We start from the raw sequence: 17,534 nt of genomic DNA on the forward strand, positions 1-17,534 counted from the left end.
CTCAGCGGACCTGACCCGGCAAGCGGGGGCGCAGGGCCGCCAGGGTAAGCTTGCCGCTTCCGTCGAGGTCCAGCCGCGCGAAGCGGCGGCCGGCGGTCTTGGCCCACTCCTCGGCGCTGACCCTCTGGCTCAGGTCGAGGTCGGCGCCGCGTACCGGCTGGGGTTCGTTCAGCAGGGAGAATCGCGCCGCGCCCTGACGAGGCCCGTCGCCCTTGCCCTTGGTGCGAGAGGGACGGCCGGAGGGCGGGCGGCCCCCGCCAGGCGGCCCGCCGGGGCCGGCCCCGAAGCTCGTGATCTCCGGGGCGATCTCGCGCTCGTAGGCGCTGTTCTCGAAGCCGTCGATCCAGCCGTCGCCGTCGGCGTCCAGCACCTTGAAGAAGCGCATGGCGTCGGCGCGAAACTCCGCCAGGGTCAGCACCCCGTCGCGGTCGGCGTCGGCGGCGAGGAACCAGTCAGCCAGGCCGTCGACCCCGCGGAAAGGCTCCCCCGAGGGGCTCACGAACAGGCGCATGCCCGGCGGCCCGTCTCCAGCCGGCGGGCGGGGCTGGGCGACGGCTGCCCCCGCAAAAAACAGGCTCGCGGCTACGGCCGCCAGGAAGCGATGCTGCATGTCGGGTCCTCTCGCGCGGGCGGACCCTGGCCCGGGGCTGGGGCCAAAGCTTGGCCCTCGCGTATCGGATGCGTAACAGCCGCGCCTCAGCCGGCGCCGGCCTTGCGGTTGCGGGCGGCGACGCTTTCGCCGGCCACGCCCCAGTTCTCCGTCTCCACCTCGTCGATGATGACGAAGGTGGTGGCCGGATTCTTGTTCAGCACCTTCACCAGCAGGTCGGTGGCGCCCTTGATCAGCTCGGCCTTCTGGTCATCGGTGGCGCCGGGCGTGATGCGGATGTTGACGTAGGGCATGGGTCCTCCTGCGGCTTGCCCCGCACACTTAAGGAGGCCAAGCTCCGCGGCAAGCGGCCAAGGAGTCTTCCCCCATGCGTTTTCTCGCCCGCGCGGTCTTCGCCGCCCTCGGCCTGGCGCTTGCGGCCTATCTGCTGCGCGGCGTCAGTTATGACGGCCTTGTGGCGCTCGCCGTGGCGGCGCTGCTCCTGGGCGTGGTCAACGCCATCCTCCGGCCGGTGCTTTTCATCCTGACCCTGCCGCTCACCATCGTGACGCTGGGCCTGTTCCTGCTGGTGCTGAACGCCCTGATGATCCTGCTGGTGGCCCTGGTCGTCCCAGGCTTCCGGGTGGACGGCCTGGGTTCCGGCGTGCTGGCGGCCGTCATCACCGGCGTGACCAGCTGGATCGGGGCCATGGTGATCGGGGACGCCAAGCGGGTATAGAAAAAGGGCGGAGCCTTTCGGCCCCGCCCTCATCCTTACAGACGTCGGTGGCTTGGACTTAGAAGTCCATGCCGCCCATGTCGGGCATACCGCCGCCGGGGCCGCCTGCCGCGCCGCCCTTCTTGGGGGCTTCGACGATGGCCGCTTCGGTGGTGATCAGCAGGCCGGCGACCGAAGCCGCGTCCTGCAGAGCCGTGCGGACGACCTTGGCCGGGTCGATGACGCCGGCTTGCACCAGGTCGACATACTCTTCGGTCTGGGCGTTGAAGCCGAAGGTGGCCGAGGCGTTCTCCAGCACCTTGCCGACCACGATCGAGCCTTCGACCCCGGCGTTCTCCGAGATCTGACGGATCGGGGCCTGCAGGGCGCGGCGCACGATGGCGACGCCGGCTTCCTGGTCGTCATTGTCGACCTTGAAGCCTTCCAGGACCTTGGAGGCCTTCAGCAGGGCGACGCCGCCGCCCGGCACGATGCCTTCTTCCACCGCCGCGCGGGTGGCGTTCAGGGCGTCGTCCACGCGGTCCTTCTTTTCCTTCACCTCGACTTCGGTCGCGCCGCCGACGCGGATCACCGCGACGCCGCCGGCGAGCTTGGCCAGGCGCTCTTGCAGCTTTTCCTTGTCGTAGTCCGAGGTGGTGTCCTCGATCTGCTTCTTGATCTGGCTGATGCGGCCTTCGATGCCGTCCTTAGCGCCGGCGCCGTCGACGATGGTGGTGTCGTCCTTGGTGATGGTCACCTTCTTGGCGCGGCCCAGCATGTCGAGCGAGACGTTCTCGAGCTTGATGCCGAGGTCTTCGCTGATCAGCTCGCCGCCGGTCAGGATGGCGATGTCTTCCAGCATGGCCTTACGACGGTCGCCGAAGCCCGGAGCCTTGACCGCCGCGACGCGCAGGCCGCCGCGCAGCTTGTTGACCACGAGGGTGGCCAGCGCTTCGCCTTCCACGTCCTCGGCGATGATCAGCAGCGGACGGCCGGACTGGACCACCGCTTCGAGCACCGGCAGCAGGGGCTGCAAGGAGGAGAGCTTCTTTTCGAAGAGCAGGATCAGCGGCTCTTCGAGTTCGGCCTCCATCTTCTCGGCGTTGGTGATGAAGTAGGGCGACAGGTAGCCGCGGTCGAACTGCATGCCCTCGACCACGTCGAGTTCGGTCTCGGCGGTCTTGGCTTCTTCGACGGTGATGACGCCTTCGTTGCCGACCTTGTCCATCGCCTTGGCGATCATCTCGCCGACTTCCAGGTCGCCGTTGGCCGAGATGGTGCCGACCTGGGCGATCTCCGAGTTGGTGGTGACCTTCTTGGCGTTGGCCTTGATCTCCTCGACGACCCGGGCGACGGCCTTGTCGACGCCGCGCTTCAGGTCCATCGGGTTCATGCCGGCCGCGACCGACTTCAGGCCTTCGACCACGATGGCCTGGGCCAGGACGGTGGCGGTGGTGGTGCCGTCGCCGGCCTTGTCATTGGTCTTGGAGGCGACTTCGCGGATCAGCTGGGCGCCCAGGTTCTCGAACTTGTCGGACAGTTCGATTTCCTTGGCGACCGACACGCCGTCCTTGGTGGAGCGCGGGGCGCCGAAGGACTTTTCGATGACCACGTTGCGGCCCTTCGGGCCCAGGGTCACCTTCACCGCATTGGCGAGGGTGTTGACGCCGCGCAGCATGCGATCGCGCGCGTCCGAGGAGAAGTAGACGTCTTTAGCAGCCATGTTTGCTGTCTCTCGATCTTAGGGTTGCGCGGGAAGTCAGGCGGCCTTGGCGGCCGCGTCGGGCTCGACCACGCCCAGGATGTCGGACTCCTTCATGATCAGGAGATCCTCGCCGTCGATCTTCACTTCCGTGCCCGACCACTTGCCGAACAGGATGCGGTCGCCGGCCTTGACGTCCAGGGGCTGGATCTTGCCGTTGTCGTCGCGGGCGCCGGGGCCGACGGCGATCACTTCGCCTTCCTGCGGCTTTTCCTTGGCCGTGTCGGGGATGATGATCCCGCCCTTGGTCTTTTGCTCTTCCTCGACGCGCTTGACGAGCACGCGGTCTCCCAGAGGACGAAACGCCATATCTATATCTCCGCTCGAGACGGTTTGAATCAGGACGCGCCAGCGCAGGGACCCAGCCGTTAGCAGTCGTGGCCCCTGAGTGCTAACGCCGCGCGGGAGTTAGGAGCCGCGGCTTTCGGAGTCAAGGCGAGGCCGGGCCGAAAAAATGAATCCCGTTGCGGGGCGCTCGCGCCGCCGGATAGGGTCGCGGCCGGAACCAAACCGGAGCTTGCCGCCATGCGCGCAGCGCTTGCGATCGCCCTCGCCGCCCTGGCCGCCGCCGGCGTGGCCCAGGCGGAAACCTGGAAGGCCTACACTCCCGTCAACGACAAGGGCCTGCAGTGGTCCTACGACGCCGACTATTCCTATCGCGACGCCCAGACGGGCCGTATCGTGGTCCTGCAGGCCATCGGCAAGCCCGGCTCCGAACCGCGCATGGGGCCGGCGGGGCCTGGCGCGCCGGACGGAGTGGGCTTCGTCTACGCCCTCGACTGCAACGCCGGCGCCCTCGTCAGCCTTGGCGGTTACACCCCCAAAAAGCCGTTGGAGATCGCCGCCAACTGGCGCAAGGCCAAGGGCAGGAGGGCCGAGACCGCCGACGACAAGGCGCTGCTGGCGGCCATATGTCCCGGCGCCGACCAGCTGGCGGCGCGATAGGCGGGAGGGGGCGGTGCTGGACCACATCACCCTCAAGGTGTCCGACTACGAACGCTCGGAAGCCTTCTACGATATCGCGCTCTCGGCCCTGGGCCTTCGTCGGATCATGCAAGGCGCAGGCTATGCCGGCTATGGCGACACCCGGCCGTTCTTCTGGATCGGCGGCGGAGGCGGCCCCTGCGACGTGCATGTCGCCTTCGCGGCTCCGGACCGGCCCACCGTCGACGCCTTCTACAAGGCGGCCTTGGAAGCCGGGGGCGTCGACAATGGCGGGCCGGGCGTGCGGCCGCACTATCACGCCCACTACTACGGCGCCTTCGTGCTGGATCCGGACGGCAACAACATCGAGGCCGTCTGCCACGCGCCTCAGGAAATCTGAACAGTCCTTAACTGGCGGCGTCATGTCCGGGTCACTATCTAATCGGGCATGATGCTGTTGTTCAAACTCGCGCCCGCCCTGGCCGCCCTGGCGATGGTGCTCGCCGTGGCGGCGCTGAGCCAGCCTGCATCGCTCTACGCCTGAGCCGGCCGCCGGCCCAACCGGCGCATGCTTTTTCTCTGCCGCTTCGCCTGGTTGCGCGTTTGGCGCGCCGCAACTTCACGAAAATGATTAAAACGCTTGTTTGATTTCCGCGCCGTATGGGTCCAATCTAGCGGCGGCTTCCGGGCGGCGACGTCGCCCGACCCATCCGAAACGAGGGCTTCGCGCGGGAGCCCTCCGCGCGCACAGAACCCGAGGGAGAGCGATCCAGATGACCATGACCGCAGAACGGCCCGAGACCGGCTTCGGCCTGAACCCCCAGGACGAACTGAACGACCTGCGGATGTCGGACAAGGCGCTCCCGCTGCTCAACAAGGTGAAGGCCTTCATCAAGGAGGTCGTCGTCCCGATGAGCGAGGAGTTCCATCGCCTGGGCGAGAACAAGACTGACATCTGGAGCTACGCCCCCGGCCAGCTCGAGGTGCTGGAGGCCGCCAAGGACAAGGCCAAGGCGCAGGGCCTGTGGAACTTCTTCCTGCCCGACGCCCACACCGGCGAGGGGCTTTCCAACCTCGACTACGCCTATATCGCCGTGGAGCTGGGCAAGGCGCCCATGGCCTCGGAGGTGATGAACTGCGCGGCCCCCGACACCGGCAACATGGAGGTGCTGGAGCGCGTCGGCACGCCCGAGCAGAAGGAGCGGTGGCTGAAGCCGCTGCTGAACGGCGAGATCCGCTCGGCCTTCGCCATGACCGAGCCGGACATGGCCTCCTCCGACGCCAAGAACATCCGCATGCGCGCCACCCTGGTGGGCGACGAATACGTGATCAACGGCGAGAAGCACTACATCTCCGGCGCCGGCGACCCGCGCTGCCGGATCATGATCGTCATGGTCCAGACCGACCCCGACGGCCCGCCGCACCTGCGCCAGTCGCAGATCCTGGTGCCGCTGCCGCATCCGGGCGTCACCATCGTCGGGCCGATGAACGTCTTCGGCGACCCCGACGCCCCGCACGGCCACATGCACATCGTCTTCGACAATGTGCGGGTGCCCAAGGAGAACATGCTGCTGGGCGAGGGCCGCGGCTTCGAGATCAGCCAGCTTCGCCTGGGCCCGGGCCGCATCCACCACTGCATGCGCGCCATCGGCCAGGCCGAGCGCGCCCTGGACCTGATGATCACCCGCGGCCTCTCGCGCGAGGCGTTCGGCAAGCCGCTGATCCAGCTGGGCGGTAATATCGAGATCGTCAGCCGGGCGCGGATCGAGATCGAGGCCATGCGCCTGATGGTGCTCAAGGCCGCCAAGGCCATGGACGTGCTGCCGCGCGACGAGGCCCGGATCTGGATCCACATGGTCAAGGCCATGGTGCCCGAGCGGGTCTGCAAGATCATCGACCAGGCGATCCAGATGCACGGCGCCACCGGCGTCAGCCAGAAGACCCCTCTGGCCAAGATGTACGCCTCCCAGCGCACCCTGCGCCTGGCCGACGGCCCGGACGAGGTGCACCACATGGTGGTGGGCCGCAACGAGCTGCGCACCTATCGCGAACAGCCGCACGACCCGTCCACCGCGGCGGTGTTCCGGAACTAGGCTTATTAGAGCTTTCGGTTCTCCATCGGGCCTCGGCGAACGCCGGGGCCCGATTTCTTTTCGGGCCGACGTCGTGACTGCGGCGCTTGTTCCGGTGTAGGAAGGCTGTGTCGAAGCGAGCCTCCGTCCGGCGCGGCTGCCGGGAAGTTCCTCGACGACCCCGGGTCGATCCCCGCGAGGGCGCGATCCCCGGCTTTCGTTCTCCCGCCGCCGGCGTCCCGGCCGCCGGAGGATCCTGCGGGCGCACCCGCAGACCTTTCCCGCGCGCGACGCGCAGCTGACCCGTCGCCGGCGGTGGCCTGTGTCCACCCCCGGGGCGGCCCGCAACCGAAAGGACGACCCCATGAGCTCCATCGCGGCTCTCTTCATCATCCTCCTGGCTTTCGCCACGGCCACCCTGTCCGGCGTGTTCGGCATGGCGGGCGGGCTCGTCCTGATGGGCGGGCTGGCCCTGGTCCTGCCGGTCTCGGCGGCGTTCGTGACCCACGGAATCCTGCAGCTCGTCGCCAACGGCTGGCGGGCGGTGCTGCACCGTCGGCACGTACGCTGGGACATCGTCGGCTGGTACGCCCTAGCCTCGGCCCTGGCCGGCGGAGTGGTGGCGCTCATCGCGCTCGTCCCGTCCAAGCCGGTGCTGTTCCTGCTGCTGGGCCTGGTGCCGGCCCTCACCTGGCTGCCGCCGGGCCTCCTGAGGCTCGATGCGGCGCGGCCGCCCCAGGCCTTCCTCTCGGGGCTCATGGTCACCGGCCTCAATCTCACCGCAGGCGTGGCCGGGCCGCTGCTCGACATCTTCTTCATCCGCACCGAGCTGACGCGCCACGCCATCGTCGCCACCAAGGCGGCGACCCAGGTCTTCGCGCACCTGGCCAAGATCCTCGTCTATGGCGCGCCGCTGCTGCTGACCCCGTCGGAGGGCATGCCGCCCATCTGGCTGTTCGCAGCGGCCATCCCCCTCTCCGTGGCCGGGACCTGGGTGGGCGGCCAGATCCTGGAGCGGATGAGCGACGTGAACTTCAAGCGCTGGACCCGCTACATCGTCACGGCGATCGGCGGGCTCTACCTGATCCAGGCGGCGCAGCTCCTCCTGCGAGGTTAGTGGTCTGGTCCGATTGCTCGAAGTGGACCTTGGGGCCAGACCGCATCACGCCTAGAGCCGTTCGCGCGTGCAACGGGAGAGGCGAGGATGCAGCTGGAGCCCAAGGTCCTGGAGAACCGGTTCGTGCGGCTGGAGCCGATGGCCGAGCGCCATCGCGAGGGCCTGCGTGCGGCCTGCGACGCCGATCGGGAGATCTGGACGAACCTCTATCCCTTCTCCTGGGCCGGCGAGCACTTCGAGCCGACCTGGGCCAAGCTGGTGAAGGATCAAGCCCAGGGGGACACCCAGCCCTATGCGGTCGTCGCCGGCGGCGAGGTGGTGGGGATCACCACCTTCTACGCCATCGACGCGGCCAATGCGGTGTTGGAGGTGGGCGGCACCTATTATCGGCCGGACGTCCGGGGCGGCGCAGTCAATCCGGCGGCCAAGCGGCTGATGATGGGCCACGCCTTCGAGGCCGGCGCCCGGCGGGTAGTCTATCGGGTCGACGCGCTGAACGCCCGCTCGCGCGCGGCGGTGCTGAAGCTCGGGGCGACGCAGGAGGGCGTCCTGCGCCAGGATCGGGTGACTTGGACCGGGCGAATCCGCGACACCGTGATCTTCTCGATCCTGGCGCCCGAGTGGCCTGCCGTCCGGGACCGGCTCGAGGCGCGGCTGGCGGCGTTCGGGGGGTGAGGCCGCCGGTCTGGCGGCCGCTTAGGGCGCCATCCCGGTTTCGCCCTGAGGCGAAGACCGGGATGACATCGCCAGATGCTCCGCCTCAGGCCGAGGCCAGGGTGCGGGCCTTGTCGTCGGCGAAGAAGACCTTGGCGGCGTTCTCGGCGACTTCCTGGGCGGTGTAGGGGCGGCCCGGATTGAAGCCCTCGGTCTCCAGCATCTTGATCTCCCGCACCCCGCGGGACGAGACGCCCAGCACCTTGCCGCTGTGGTCGGCGGCGAGGTCGGAGACCATGTAGAGCACGCCGGGGGCGACGTTCTCGGGCAGGCTCATGGGGTCGGGCTCGCGACCCTGGCGGCCGGGGAGGTCGGAGGTCATGCGGGTGTAGGCGCCCGGCGCCAGGCCCATGACGCGGATGCCGTACTTGCGCCCCTCGATCGAGAGCACGCGGACCAGGCCGTAGATGCCGGCCTTGGCCGCTCCATAATTGGCCTGGCCGAAATTGCCGTAGAGGCCGGAGGTGGAGGAGGTCAGCACCATCGAACCGGGGCGGCCGTTGTCCTTCAGCCACTTCCAGACCGGCAGGGCGCAGCAGTAGGTCCCCTTGAGGTGGACCTTGATCACGGCGTCCCAATCCTCTTCCGAGGTGTTGGCGAAGGTCTTGTCGCGCAGGATGCCGGCGTTGCAGACCAGGATGTCCACCTGGCCGAAGTTGTCGAGGGCGGCCTTCAGGATGTTCTCGCCGCCCTGGACGGTGGAGACGTCGTCGCCGTTGGCCACCGCCCGGCCGCCGGCGGCGGTGATCTCATCCACGACCTTCTGGGCCGCCGAGCGGTCGGCGCCCGTGCCGTCCCGCGCCCCGCCCAGGTCGTTGACCACGACCGCCGCGCCTTCCTTGGCGAACAGCTTGGCGTAGGCCTCGCCCAGCCCGCCGCCTGCGCCCGTAATGATGGCGACTTTCCCATCCAGCAATCCCATGGCGTTCCTCCCAATGCGCTTAAAAATTTCCCGGCATCATGGGGCGGGTGTGGCGGGGTCGTCCAGATAGTTGGGACGCCTGGATCATCGGCGTTCGTGGGTCCCGGTCTTCGGCTGGGCCGAAACCGGGACACGGGTGAAGGTTGACCGCAGGCGATCCCAGGCGCAATTGGCATTGTTCATGACAATACCGGGGAGGCCTCCATGAACCGCCTGATCGCCGCCGTTCTCGCCGCGCTCGCGCCGGGCCTCGCCCTGGCGGCCGACCCTGCGCCGCGGATCGCGCCCTCGCTCGAGGCCCATGCGACCGAGTTCGCGCCGCCGAAGGTTTATGAGCCGACGCCGGGGGTGTTCTCCGCCGTCGGCTATGGCATCGCCAATTCGATCATGGTCGTCGGAAAGACCGGGGTGGTGATCATCGACACCACCGACAGCCTCGAGGAGGCGAAGAAGGTCTGGGCCGAGTTCGAGCCTCGCGCCGGCGGCAAGCCGGTGGTGGGGGTCATCTACACCCACAATCACAATGACCACATCAACGGCGCGGCCGCCTTTCCCCTGGCCAGGGGCGCCAAGGTGATCGCCCACGCCACCCTGGTGCGCGAGGCCGCCAAGTGGAACGGTGTAGCCGCGCCCGCAGTGGCCGCCCGGGCGGCGCGGATGTACGGCGTCTTCCTGCCGAAGGGAACGCCCGACGGCTTCGTGAATGTCGGGATCGGCCCCTATCTCTCGGCCTTCGGCGGCGGCGGCGCGGGCGGCTTCGTACCGCCGAACACGGTGTTCGAGGATCGGCTGGAGATCCGTCTGGGCGGGGAGCGCTTCGTGCTGGAGCACGCCCCGGGCGAGACCGAGGACCAGATCCTGGTCTGGATGCCCGACCGCAAGATCCTCTTCCCCGGCGACAATATCTACAAGGCCTTCCCCAACCTCTACACGATCCGCGGCACCAGCTATCGCGACCCGGTCCAATGGGCGGCGTCCCTGGACCGGATGCGGGCGCTGAAGGCCGAGGTGATGGTTCCCTCCCACACCCGGCCCCTGGTCGGCGCGGCGGAGATCGAACGGACGCTCACCAACTACCGCGATGCGATCCGCTTCACCCACGACCAGGCGGTGCGCTGGATGAACGCCGGCCTGACGCCCGACGAGATCGCAGCCCGGGTGAAGCTGCCCGCGCATCTGGCCGCAGATCCCTATCTGGCGGAGCACTACGGCACGGTGGAGTGGTCGGTGCGCTCAGTGGTCGACGGCTATATGGGCTGGTTCGGCGGCGATCCGGCCTTTCTCTCCTTCGACGATCCGCAGGCTCGCTCGACGGAAATCGTCGCCCTGGCCGGCGGCGCGGGGCCCGCGCTCGCGGCGGCCGAGCGCGCCCTGGCGGAAAGGCGCTGGAAATGGGCGGCGGAGCTTTCCAACCACATCGCGCGCGCCGATCCCGCAGCCAAGGCCGCGGCCGACGCCTTGCAGGCCCGCGCCCTGCGTCAGCTGGGCTATGACAGCGTCTCGCCCAACGGCCGCAACTACTACCTGCAGCGCGCCGCCGAGCTGGAGGGCAAGGCCCCGGGCTGGGCCCAGGTGATCGGGGCGCGGCGCAGCGGGTCCCAGGCCGCCCGCCTGCCCGCGGAAGCCATCGTGGCGACATTCCCCGTCCGGCTCGACGCCGAACGGGCCGCCGAGGTGGAGAGAGCCATGGGCCTGCGCCTGACCGGCGAGGGCGACTGGACGATCCGCGTGCGGCGCGGCGTGGCCGAGACGGCCGCCGGCCTGCCTGCCGACGCGGCTGTGGTCGTGGCCGCCGACAAGGCCGATTGGGTCGAGGCGCTCTCTTCGCCCCAAGCCCTGTCGGCCGCGCTCGCGTCCGGAAAAGTGAAGCTGGAGCGCGGCGACGCCGCCGCGCTGGTCGCCTTCCTGCAGCTGTTTGGCGGATAAGCGCTTCCAGATGTTCCCCTGCTGGGGGAGCTGTCAGCGAAGCTGACTGAGGGGGACTTCGACTCCTGCGCGCAGCTAGCGTTCCCGCCGGTATCGCCAATCCTGGCTGCGGAGGTCGCCGCGCACCACGCCTTCGATGCGGGCGCAGAGATCCTCACCGCAGCGGCGATAGACGATCCTCTGCGGAAAATCGTGCTCCAGGTTCTCGAACACGGCTTCGCCCTCGGCGCCGGGCTTCCGCCGGAACGGCGTCGGAGGCTGCCCCTCGACCCGTGCGGTGAAGGTGACGCCGCGGGAGTCGGCGACGATCGTAGCGAACTCCACCTCCGGCGGCCGGCCCGGGCGATGGGTCTGGGTCACGCCGGCCATGGTTCCATCCATCGGCGAAAGCCAGGCCTCGCGCGTGACGACGCCGCCGGCTTCCAGGCGCCAGCTCCCGGCCATCCAGGCGAGGTCGTCGACGCCGGCGGCGGACATCATGAGGGCGAGCGCAGCGGCCGGAATGTGCATGGCGATCCTCCTGAGGCGCAGGTTAGGAGGCGGCCGTTCGGGCGTCTTGTAGGTTCGCGACAAGGCTGGCCGCGAGCCCGGGACGGCCCGCTGCGAACTCCGACGGCGTGCAGCCGATAAAGCGCCGGAACTCGCGGACCATCTGCGGGTGATCGAAATAGCCGGCTTCCTGGGCGGCCGCCGACCAGGTCTCGGCTCGCTCCAGTGCGTCGAACAGGCGCCGCACGCGGATCACCGCCGCCAGGGTGCGGGGCGAGATCCCCACCAGGCTGGCGAACCGGCGCTGCAGCGTGCGCGGGGGCAGGCCGGCGACGCCCGCCAGCTGTTCGAGAGGGATTCTGCCCTCCGAGGCGCGCAGGGCCGCCACGGCGGCGGCCACCGGCGGATCGATCTGGGCGTGGCGCACCTCCCCCCAGACGTGAGCGGCGAGGCAGGCCAGCCGACCCGCCTCTCCGGTATTATGTAGCAAGCACACCTAGATAGGGGTGAACCTCCCGCCTCTGATGAGGGGCGTCACCGGATTCGATGTGGCTAGCTTGATGCCGAGCTCGATCCGAGAGGTTGAAGTGCTCTTGCCGCATATGCCGCTGAACAAAAGGAAGTTCAGCAGTGAGTTCAAGCACCAAGCGTTGCCGTGTCGAAAACGCCGGGGCAAGGTCTAGGCAATGGAATCCTTGCTCAACTGGCTCCACGGGGAGCGCGCAGTGATCAAGCAAGTCCCAGGACTTGCTGTCCTCATCCTGATTGCCGGGGTTCTCGGTGGTGGGGCCTTCACGGCGTTCCTTTACGACAGGCAACTGAAGGATGCGCAACAGGCGGTGGAGACCGCCCAGGCTCAGCGCGATCTTTGGCGAGATAAGTACGAGGATCTGGAGCGACGGGGGGAGGTCAACGCTGACCGCCCCGCGAAACCAGTCGTTGCCGTGGCCCCCTCTTGGCGTCTTTCATGGCCTAGAACTGCGGCGCTTGCGGCAGCATTGCTCGTTGTCGTGCTGGTGGCGCTAGTGCTGGCTCCCCTTCCTCGCCGAACATCCAAGGCCGCCACAACAGCAGTCGCGAACGCGAGGTCGGGCACTCTGCCGGTGTTGGCTCCGCCGCCAAATCCAAGACCGATGACCGACCCGACACCGCCCCCACCGCCGATCAAAACGAACGACGTAGCGAAGGCCTTGGGAGTGAGCAATCAGCGCGCACTCATACTGAAACAATGGTCAAGGGTGGGCTCGTTCGAGCTGTTTGAGGCCGCGGCTTTGTGGGTCGGCGAGTCTCCGCCACTCCAATACGTGGTGCCGCTTACCGGCGCCGCACAGGCATCATTCGCCCGTCTAAAGGGCGCAATTCTTGATGGCGAACTAATAGCCGAGCCGCCGCAGGGCATCGCTGCATTTTCCCATCTCACTGGGAGGCAGGTCGACGAGCGGACCCGCGTGACCAGAGCGAACCTTATCGAGTATGCGAAGGCGCAGGGCGAAAAGCCGCCCTTCCTATTCCCTGGCGGCTAGTCAAGCCTCAAGGTCTGCACTTCAACCGCAGCTAAGCATTGAGGCGATCAGTTTGCGATATCGCGTTGTGTTTTGCTACCTTGCGGTTAAGGGCAGGGAGCGCGCATGGTCGCAAGATTCAATCCATTTCGACCCAACAACATGGCCGGACCCGGCATGTTCGTCGGGCGCGTCGATGAACTCAAGATCATCGATCAGTGCCTGTTTCAGGCCAAAAACGGCAATCCCCAGCACTTTCTTGTCCAGGGTGAGCGAGGGATTGGTAAGTCGTCCCTGCTCTTTTATGTTGAGTACCTTGCGCGCGGGGAACTAACAGCTTTTACCGAAAACACGTACAAGTTTCTTGTTGTTTCAATAGATCTTGGCGGATGTACTACTCAATTTGAGATCATAAGGAAACTTGGGCGCGGCTTGCGTCAAGCTCTCGCTGATCACAATGAGGCAAAAGAGAAGGCTAAGGAATTTTTCAACTGGCTTCTAAATTGGGAGGTTCTTGGGGTAAAATTCCACAAACAAGATGTCGATCTTGATGCCGAGCAGGTAGCCGACGATCTAGTTAGTCAGTTCACCAATTTTTGTAAGCAGACCCATGGGCTTCTCGATGGAATACTGATTCTAATCGATGAGGCAGACCGGCCCGGCGAAGAGGCTGGGCTTGGCGCTTTTCTGAAGGCTCTGGCGGAGCGCTTGACTCGCCGGAACTGCAACAACGTCTTGTTTGGCCTTGCTGGCCTCCCCACCCTTTTAGGCAAGCTCCGCAACAGCCATGAGTCTTCCCCGCGGTTGTTTGAAACAATGCTTCTTGAGCCGCTGGAGGTGGCGGAGCGGGAAGAGGTGATCAGAGCCTGCCTAAAGCAGGCGAAGGAAAAGAACGGCTTCGAAACGAAGATCACTCAAGACGGGATGAACTTCCTCGTGGAGTTGTCTGAGGGATACCCTCATTTCGTCCACCAGTTCGGCTACAGCGCCTTCGAGCAAGACACCGACAATGAGATTGACGAGGATGACGTTGGTGAGGGCGCGTTCAAGGACGGAGGCGCCCTAACTCAGCTTGGCGACAAGTTCTTCAACGAGATGTACCACGCCCGCATTTCGTCCGAAGATTATAGGCGTGTGCTCGACGCGATGGCGGAGCACGGCGATAGGTGGGTCGCCCGTAAGACCATCATCGCCGAGTCCGGCGTGTCGGAAACGAACGTAAACAACGCGCTCCTGACGCTCAAGGCCAAGGAAATTATTCTCCAAGACGAAACCCGCCGAGGATTCTATCGCCTGCCAACAAACTCTTTCGCAGCCTGGATCAACGCCATTCGTGCGGCGCGAGCTAAGAGCGACGCGCTCCATGGTGAGGGCTTTGCGGGCTGATCGGGCCACCCTCCACTACCTTCCATTACCGTCCATTGGGCTCCATTGCGGAACGTAGCGCCAACAGCTAGAGCCGCAGGGTGTCAACGCCGATGGCTTGCAGGCACTGCAGCATGAAGGCGGCGGTGAACCCGCCCCGGCTGATCTTGTTGGCGATATTCCGTTCGCTCTCAGGAATCCCCATCGCCGTCAGCTTCTCGGCAAGCTCCCGATAGCTCACGCCCCGGCGCTTCAGCTCCGCTTTCAGCAGGTTCTTGGCCCGTAGGGTCCACTCTGCATCCGCCATCTTTATCTCCGCTGTTGAATATCATCATATTCGATGTTTTCACCATTGACAACGAGGGGAGTAATCATCACATTCGGTGACAGATACACCGGATTTGATGATGTCTCAGCATCTCCTCCTCTCCGCCGCCGCCCGCACCCTCTCTCTGGCGAAGGTGATGCGGATGACCGACGACCAGGCGCACGACGCTTTCCGGGCGATCCGCTGGGCCGCGACGGACGGCGATCCGGTCTGCCCCAAGTGCGGCTGCTTCGAGTGCTACACCTTCAAGGCCCGCCGCATCTTCAAGTGCAAGGGCTGCGGCGCTCAGTTCTCCGTCACGTCGGGGACGATCTTCGCCTCCCGCAAGATGGATCTCCGCGACATCCTGGCGGCCATCGCGATCTTCGTGAACGGCGCGAAGGGCCATAGCGCCCTCCAGCTTTCCCGCGATCTGGACTGCCAGTACAAGACGGCCTTCGTCCTCTCCCACAAGATCAGGGAAGCCCTGGCGGCCGAACAGATGGCCTCGGAGCTTGCCGGTGAGATCGAGGTCGATGGCGCCTACTTCGGCGGCTACGTGAAGCCCGCCAACCGCCGCGAGGACCGCAAGGACCGCCGCCGGAAGGTCCACCAGTCCGGCAAGCGTCAGGTGGTCGTGGTCGCCCGCGAGCGCGACGGCGAAACCCTCACCCATGTTGCCAAGTCGGAAGCCGAGGGTGTTCCCTTCGTCCTGGGCTCCGTCGCCCACGGCTCCACCGTCCACGCCGACGAAGCCAGCCATTGGGACAACCTAGAAGCCCGCTTCCTGACGAAGCGCATCAATCACTCCGTCGAGTATTCCAACGGCGAGAGCTGCACCAATCAGGCGGAAAGCTTCTTCTCCCGCCTGCGTCGGGCGGAGATCGGGACGCATCACCGGATCGCCGGCAACTATCTCTCCGCCTACGCCTCGGAAATGGCTTGGCGCGAAGACAATCGCCGGATCAGCAACGGCGAGCAATTCCTGCTGGCGACCGGCGCGGCGCTCGCGCACCCCGTCAGCCGTCAGTGGAAGGGCTACTGGCAGCGCTGAAAGCAAAAGCCCCGCCGAAGCGGGGCTTTCTCAGACGCTACGGTAGGATTGCGATCTCCCGCCCGCAGTGGCCAGCCGAAGCTGGACTTAAATGCCGGTGCGACCGGCGACCTCATGAATATGATTCTTAGGGTGCCAAAGGTCAATGACTAAAGCCCTAATCCAGCCCGGACGCAGGCTTTGACGTCCTCGAACACCTGAGGATCAAGAACGCGCACGTCATACACACGTTGCCCCTGATCCCACCGCGAGAACAGCAGCCGTAGCCTATGGAAGGCGACTGTAAGCACCACGTCGGCCTTCACCCACATTCGGGGCTCTATGTAGGGATGCGGAAGGGGCGGATCGAACTCGATCTGCATATGATGCGCCCCCGCCGGATTAGGTGGCGTCGTGCTCAATGGCACGATTGTGCAGAGTTGCGGCCGCCCTGGTAGCGGTGGCGAAAGGACGATGCACGGCCGCCTTTTCACCATCTCTGGCGGACGGAAGCCATCGTTGAGATCGACGCGCACGATTGTGCCGGGTTGCGGATGGATGACGACAGTCATTCGCCAAGCTTAACCTTGGGTTGGGTTCAGCCGCCACCCTTTGTAGTCCCCCACCTGGGCGACCTCCACGACAATCCCTCTCGCTCGCAGCTTCCACAGCGCGGCTCCGACCCGCTTCCGCATCATGGAGACGATCTTGGCGTCGTCGGGGAGCTTCCGGCGGGTGATGACCTGCCGAGCGATGTCGAGGCTCGTGAGCGGCCCCTGAGCCGCCCTGAGGGCCGCCAACACGTCCCGGCGCATCTCGCCCTTGAAGGCCGCGTGTTCGCTCGGAAGGGGCTTGGCGCGGCCTAGCTCGGCGTTGGGGTCGAACAGGCGGATCGCGTGTTCAAGGGCCTCTAGGTCGAAGACCAGGGCGTTGAGGACTCGCCGGGTGTGTTCGATCTTCCCGGCTATCTCGCGGTGTTTCTCGATCAGACCCGCGACGGTGTTAGGCCGCTCGGGTGAGGAAGTGACTTCCGAGCCTCGTATATCTGACCGCATCATGCGGTGATCTATACGATCCGTGGCGGGCTCTCCGCCGGTTTCTGCCGGCCCTTCCGCCGCTTTCTGGCGGACTTCACGCAATTCCATGACGGTCACCTGATCCGATGTGAAGCGTCATCGTATCCGGTGATGGTTATCCCTATCTAGGTGTGCTTGCTACATAATACCGCGCCTCTCCCGCGGCTGCGGCGACCCGCTCCACCAGCCGGTCGGCCGCGGCGCCCTTCAGCTCGACCAGCGGCGCCCGCCGGTCGGTCAGGCTGTCCATCGGGGCGCGGGCGTAGGCGTGCGCACCGGCCGTCGTAAAGCGGGCGGCGATCACCCCTGCCGGCGCCGGCGCCCTCAGGTGCAGGGGCCGCGTCACTTGGCCGGCGAACACCGCTCGCGGCTGCGGCGCCAGCCGGCCGTCCGCCGTCCGCTCGGCATAGGGCGAGCCATGGTGGACGATCAGTTCGCAGCGGCCGTCCGGCGCCACCCGTTGGTCCTCCGCAGCATCCTGGCCCTCGAAGACCCAAAAGCACTCCACATAGGGCGCGAGCTCGGCGGGAGGGGCGAACTCGGCGTAGCGGGCGCTCATTTCTTCCGCCGCGCCTGGAAGAAGGATTTCAGCAGCGCCGCGCTCTCCTCGGCCAGGACTCCGCCCTCCACCTGCGGCCGCCAGTGACAGGTGGGCTGGTCGAAGAACCGCGGGCCGTGGATAACCGCCCCGCCCTTGGGGTCGGCGGCGCCGAAGACCAGGCGTCCGATCCGGGCGTGGCTGATCGCGCCCGCGCACATGGCGCAGGGCTCGAGCGTGACGAACAGGGTCAGGCCCGTCAGGCGGTAGTTGCCGCGTTTGCGCGCAGCTTCACGCAGGGCGACGATCTCGGCGTGGGCGGTGGGGTCGCAGCTTCCGATAGGCCCGTTGGCCCCGACGGCGACGACCTCGCCGGTCGCCGGATCGACGACAACCGCCCCCACGGGGGTCTCGCCGCGTGCGGCGGCGTCTTGCGCGGCGGAGAGGGCGATGCGCATGGTGCGGCGATCATGGTCCACG

The 17,534-nt window shown here is 66.6% G+C and carries 22 protein-coding genes; 10 read left to right on the forward strand and 12 right to left on the reverse strand.

The window, feature by feature from the left end; translation table 11 throughout:
* Position 1: 1 nt before the first annotated feature.
* Together ACK41C_RS06675 and ACK41C_RS06680 are read right to left on the reverse strand one after the other, a co-directional pair.
* Positions 2-610, reverse strand: coding sequence for a hypothetical protein (locus tag ACK41C_RS06675; protein WP_409651835.1), 609 nt, complete (start codon positions 608-610; stop codon positions 2-4).
* Between the two features lie 86 nt (positions 611-696).
* A complete protein-coding gene (locus ACK41C_RS06680) occupies positions 697-903 on the reverse strand; it encodes a tautomerase family protein (protein ID WP_409651838.1) in 207 nt (68 codons plus the stop codon).
* Positions 904-977: 74 nt separating this feature from the next.
* On the opposite strand from ACK41C_RS06680, the gene ACK41C_RS06685 reads away from it, so the two are divergent.
* Positions 978-1,328 carry a phage holin family protein gene (locus ACK41C_RS06685; protein ID WP_409651840.1) on the forward strand — a complete coding sequence of 117 codons (351 nt, stop codon included), beginning with the start codon at positions 978-980 and terminating at the stop codon, positions 1,326-1,328.
* Between the two features lie 58 nt (positions 1,329-1,386).
* On the opposite strand, the gene groL is transcribed toward ACK41C_RS06685, so the two are convergent.
* Both groL and groES read right to left on the reverse strand, forming a co-directional pair.
* Positions 1,387-3,030, reverse strand: a complete 1,644-nt coding sequence (groL, locus tag ACK41C_RS06690) for a chaperonin GroEL (protein ID WP_409651842.1) — start codon at positions 3,028-3,030, stop codon at positions 1,387-1,389.
* A 36-nt stretch (positions 3,031-3,066) separates the two neighbouring features.
* On the reverse strand, positions 3,067-3,378 hold the full coding sequence (groES, locus tag ACK41C_RS06695) for a co-chaperone GroES (protein ID WP_409651844.1): 312 nt from the start codon (positions 3,376-3,378) through the stop codon (positions 3,067-3,069).
* A gap of 216 nt (positions 3,379-3,594) precedes the next feature.
* Here groES and ACK41C_RS06700 point away from each other — a divergent pair, with 216 nt between their 5' ends.
* The 5 genes from ACK41C_RS06700 (at position 3,595) to ACK41C_RS06720 (ending at position 7,857) form a co-directional block, all read left to right on the forward strand.
* Positions 3,595-4,014: a hypothetical protein gene (locus ACK41C_RS06700; protein WP_409651847.1), complete on the forward strand. Its 420-nt coding sequence runs from the start codon at positions 3,595-3,597 to the stop codon at positions 4,012-4,014.
* Positions 4,015-4,027: 13 nt separating this feature from the next.
* Positions 4,028-4,393, forward strand: a complete 366-nt coding sequence (locus tag ACK41C_RS06705; protein ID WP_409651850.1) for a VOC family protein — start codon at positions 4,028-4,030, stop codon at positions 4,391-4,393.
* A gap of 373 nt (positions 4,394-4,766) precedes the next feature.
* Positions 4,767-6,086: an acyl-CoA dehydrogenase family protein gene (locus ACK41C_RS06710; RefSeq protein ID WP_409651852.1), complete on the forward strand. Its 1,320-nt coding sequence runs from the start codon at positions 4,767-4,769 to the stop codon at positions 6,084-6,086.
* A 343-nt stretch (positions 6,087-6,429) separates the two neighbouring features.
* Entirely contained in the window at positions 6,430-7,182 is a 753-nt protein-coding gene (locus ACK41C_RS06715; protein ID WP_409651855.1) for a TSUP family transporter, read from the forward strand.
* An 87-nt stretch (positions 7,183-7,269) separates the two neighbouring features.
* On the forward strand, positions 7,270-7,857 hold the full coding sequence (locus tag ACK41C_RS06720; protein ID WP_409651858.1) for a GNAT family N-acetyltransferase: 588 nt from the start codon (positions 7,270-7,272) through the stop codon (positions 7,855-7,857).
* Positions 7,858-7,942: 85 nt separating this feature from the next.
* On the opposite strand, the gene ACK41C_RS06725 is transcribed toward ACK41C_RS06720, so the two are convergent.
* Entirely contained in the window at positions 7,943-8,818 is an 876-nt protein-coding gene (locus ACK41C_RS06725) for an SDR family NAD(P)-dependent oxidoreductase (RefSeq protein ID WP_409651861.1), read from the reverse strand.
* Positions 8,819-9,022: 204 nt separating this feature from the next.
* Between ACK41C_RS06725 and ACK41C_RS06730 the strand changes: the two genes are divergently transcribed.
* On the forward strand, positions 9,023-10,744 hold the full coding sequence (locus ACK41C_RS06730) for an alkyl sulfatase dimerization domain-containing protein (protein WP_409651863.1): 1,722 nt from the start codon (positions 9,023-9,025) through the stop codon (positions 10,742-10,744).
* Between the two features lie 75 nt (positions 10,745-10,819).
* Here ACK41C_RS06730 and ACK41C_RS06735 read toward each other — a convergent pair whose 3' ends face one another.
* On the reverse strand, positions 10,820-11,254 hold the full coding sequence (locus ACK41C_RS06735) for a DUF6265 family protein (RefSeq protein ID WP_409651866.1): 435 nt from the start codon (positions 11,252-11,254) through the stop codon (positions 10,820-10,822).
* 22 nt (positions 11,255-11,276) lie between these two features.
* Positions 11,277-11,723, reverse strand: coding sequence for a helix-turn-helix transcriptional regulator (locus ACK41C_RS06740; RefSeq protein WP_409651868.1), 447 nt, complete (start codon positions 11,721-11,723; stop codon positions 11,277-11,279).
* 235 nt (positions 11,724-11,958) lie between these two features.
* Here ACK41C_RS06740 and ACK41C_RS06745 point away from each other — a divergent pair, with 235 nt between their 5' ends.
* On the forward strand, positions 11,959-12,756 hold the full coding sequence (locus ACK41C_RS06745) for a hypothetical protein (protein WP_409651870.1): 798 nt from the start codon (positions 11,959-11,961) through the stop codon (positions 12,754-12,756).
* 105 nt (positions 12,757-12,861) lie between these two features.
* On the forward strand, positions 12,862-14,121 hold the full coding sequence (locus tag ACK41C_RS06750) for an AAA family ATPase (protein ID WP_409651873.1): 1,260 nt from the start codon (positions 12,862-12,864) through the stop codon (positions 14,119-14,121).
* Between the two features lie 67 nt (positions 14,122-14,188).
* Here ACK41C_RS06750 and ACK41C_RS06755 read toward each other — a convergent pair whose 3' ends face one another.
* Positions 14,189-14,407, reverse strand: coding sequence for a DUF6471 domain-containing protein (locus tag ACK41C_RS06755; protein WP_409651875.1), 219 nt, complete (start codon positions 14,405-14,407; stop codon positions 14,189-14,191).
* A 100-nt stretch (positions 14,408-14,507) separates the two neighbouring features.
* Here ACK41C_RS06755 and ACK41C_RS06760 point away from each other — a divergent pair, with 100 nt between their 5' ends.
* Positions 14,508-15,461, forward strand: a complete 954-nt coding sequence (locus ACK41C_RS06760; RefSeq protein ID WP_409651878.1) for an IS1595 family transposase — start codon at positions 14,508-14,510, stop codon at positions 15,459-15,461.
* Positions 15,462-15,610: 149 nt separating this feature from the next.
* On the opposite strand, the gene ACK41C_RS06765 is transcribed toward ACK41C_RS06760, so the two are convergent.
* The 4 genes from ACK41C_RS06765 to tadA are packed head-to-tail and all read right to left on the reverse strand — an operon-like array spanning position 15,611 to position 17,533.
* Complete coding sequence (locus ACK41C_RS06765) at positions 15,611-16,012, reverse strand: type II toxin-antitoxin system PemK/MazF family toxin (RefSeq protein WP_409651880.1); 402 nt, start codon at positions 16,010-16,012, stop codon at positions 15,611-15,613.
* Between the two features lie 9 nt (positions 16,013-16,021).
* A complete protein-coding gene (locus tag ACK41C_RS06770) occupies positions 16,022-16,594 on the reverse strand; it encodes a hypothetical protein (RefSeq protein ID WP_409651882.1) in 573 nt (190 codons plus the stop codon).
* A 43-nt stretch (positions 16,595-16,637) separates the two neighbouring features.
* On the reverse strand, positions 16,638-17,075 hold the full coding sequence (locus ACK41C_RS06775; protein WP_409651885.1) for a DUF6597 domain-containing transcriptional factor: 438 nt from the start codon (positions 17,073-17,075) through the stop codon (positions 16,638-16,640).
* A complete protein-coding gene (gene tadA, locus ACK41C_RS06780; protein WP_409653947.1) occupies positions 17,072-17,533 on the reverse strand; it encodes a tRNA adenosine(34) deaminase TadA in 462 nt (153 codons plus the stop codon). The genes ACK41C_RS06775 and tadA overlap by 4 nt, the downstream gene beginning before the upstream one ends.
* Between the last annotated feature and the right edge of the window lies 1 nt (position 17,534).

This window comes from Phenylobacterium sp. (assembly GCF_046290725.1).
In the GTDB taxonomy this organism is placed as follows: Bacteria; Pseudomonadota; Alphaproteobacteria; order Caulobacterales; family Caulobacteraceae; genus Phenylobacterium.

What these genes read in the sequence shown, in the direction of transcription:
- ACK41C_RS06710 (WP_409651852.1), top strand. Translation starts at nt 4,767, where the DNA reads ATGACCATGACCGCAGAACGGCCCGAGACCGGCTTCGGCCTGAACCCC.
- ACK41C_RS06675 (WP_409651835.1), bottom strand. Translation starts at nt 610, where the DNA reads ATGCAGCATCGCTTCCTGGCGGCCGTAGCCGCGAGCCTGTTTTTTGCG.
- ACK41C_RS06760 (WP_409651878.1), top strand. Translation starts at nt 14,508, where the DNA reads ATGTCTCAGCATCTCCTCCTCTCCGCCGCCGCCCGCACCCTCTCTCTG.
- ACK41C_RS06735 (WP_409651866.1), bottom strand. Translation starts at nt 11,254, where the DNA reads ATGCACATTCCGGCCGCTGCGCTCGCCCTCATGATGTCCGCCGCCGGC.
- ACK41C_RS06755 (WP_409651875.1), bottom strand. Translation starts at nt 14,407, where the DNA reads ATGGCGGATGCAGAGTGGACCCTACGGGCCAAGAACCTGCTGAAAGCG.
- groES (WP_409651844.1), bottom strand. Translation starts at nt 3,378, where the DNA reads ATGGCGTTTCGTCCTCTGGGAGACCGCGTGCTCGTCAAGCGCGTCGAG.
- ACK41C_RS06730 (WP_409651863.1), top strand. Translation starts at nt 9,023, where the DNA reads ATGAACCGCCTGATCGCCGCCGTTCTCGCCGCGCTCGCGCCGGGCCTC.
- ACK41C_RS06750 (WP_409651873.1), top strand. Translation starts at nt 12,862, where the DNA reads ATGGTCGCAAGATTCAATCCATTTCGACCCAACAACATGGCCGGACCC.
- ACK41C_RS06715 (WP_409651855.1), top strand. Translation starts at nt 6,430, where the DNA reads ATGAGCTCCATCGCGGCTCTCTTCATCATCCTCCTGGCTTTCGCCACG.
- groL (WP_409651842.1), bottom strand. Translation starts at nt 3,030, where the DNA reads ATGGCTGCTAAAGACGTCTACTTCTCCTCGGACGCGCGCGATCGCATG.
- ACK41C_RS06700 (WP_409651847.1), top strand. Translation starts at nt 3,595, where the DNA reads ATGCGCGCAGCGCTTGCGATCGCCCTCGCCGCCCTGGCCGCCGCCGGC.
- ACK41C_RS06725 (WP_409651861.1), bottom strand. Translation starts at nt 8,818, where the DNA reads ATGGGATTGCTGGATGGGAAAGTCGCCATCATTACGGGCGCAGGCGGC.
- ACK41C_RS06765 (WP_409651880.1), bottom strand. Translation starts at nt 16,012, where the DNA reads ATGACTGTCGTCATCCATCCGCAACCCGGCACAATCGTGCGCGTCGAT.
- ACK41C_RS06775 (WP_409651885.1), bottom strand. Translation starts at nt 17,075, where the DNA reads ATGAGCGCCCGCTACGCCGAGTTCGCCCCTCCCGCCGAGCTCGCGCCC.
- ACK41C_RS06720 (WP_409651858.1), top strand. Translation starts at nt 7,270, where the DNA reads ATGCAGCTGGAGCCCAAGGTCCTGGAGAACCGGTTCGTGCGGCTGGAG.
- ACK41C_RS06685 (WP_409651840.1), top strand. Translation starts at nt 978, where the DNA reads ATGCGTTTTCTCGCCCGCGCGGTCTTCGCCGCCCTCGGCCTGGCGCTT.
- ACK41C_RS06680 (WP_409651838.1), bottom strand. Translation starts at nt 903, where the DNA reads ATGCCCTACGTCAACATCCGCATCACGCCCGGCGCCACCGATGACCAG.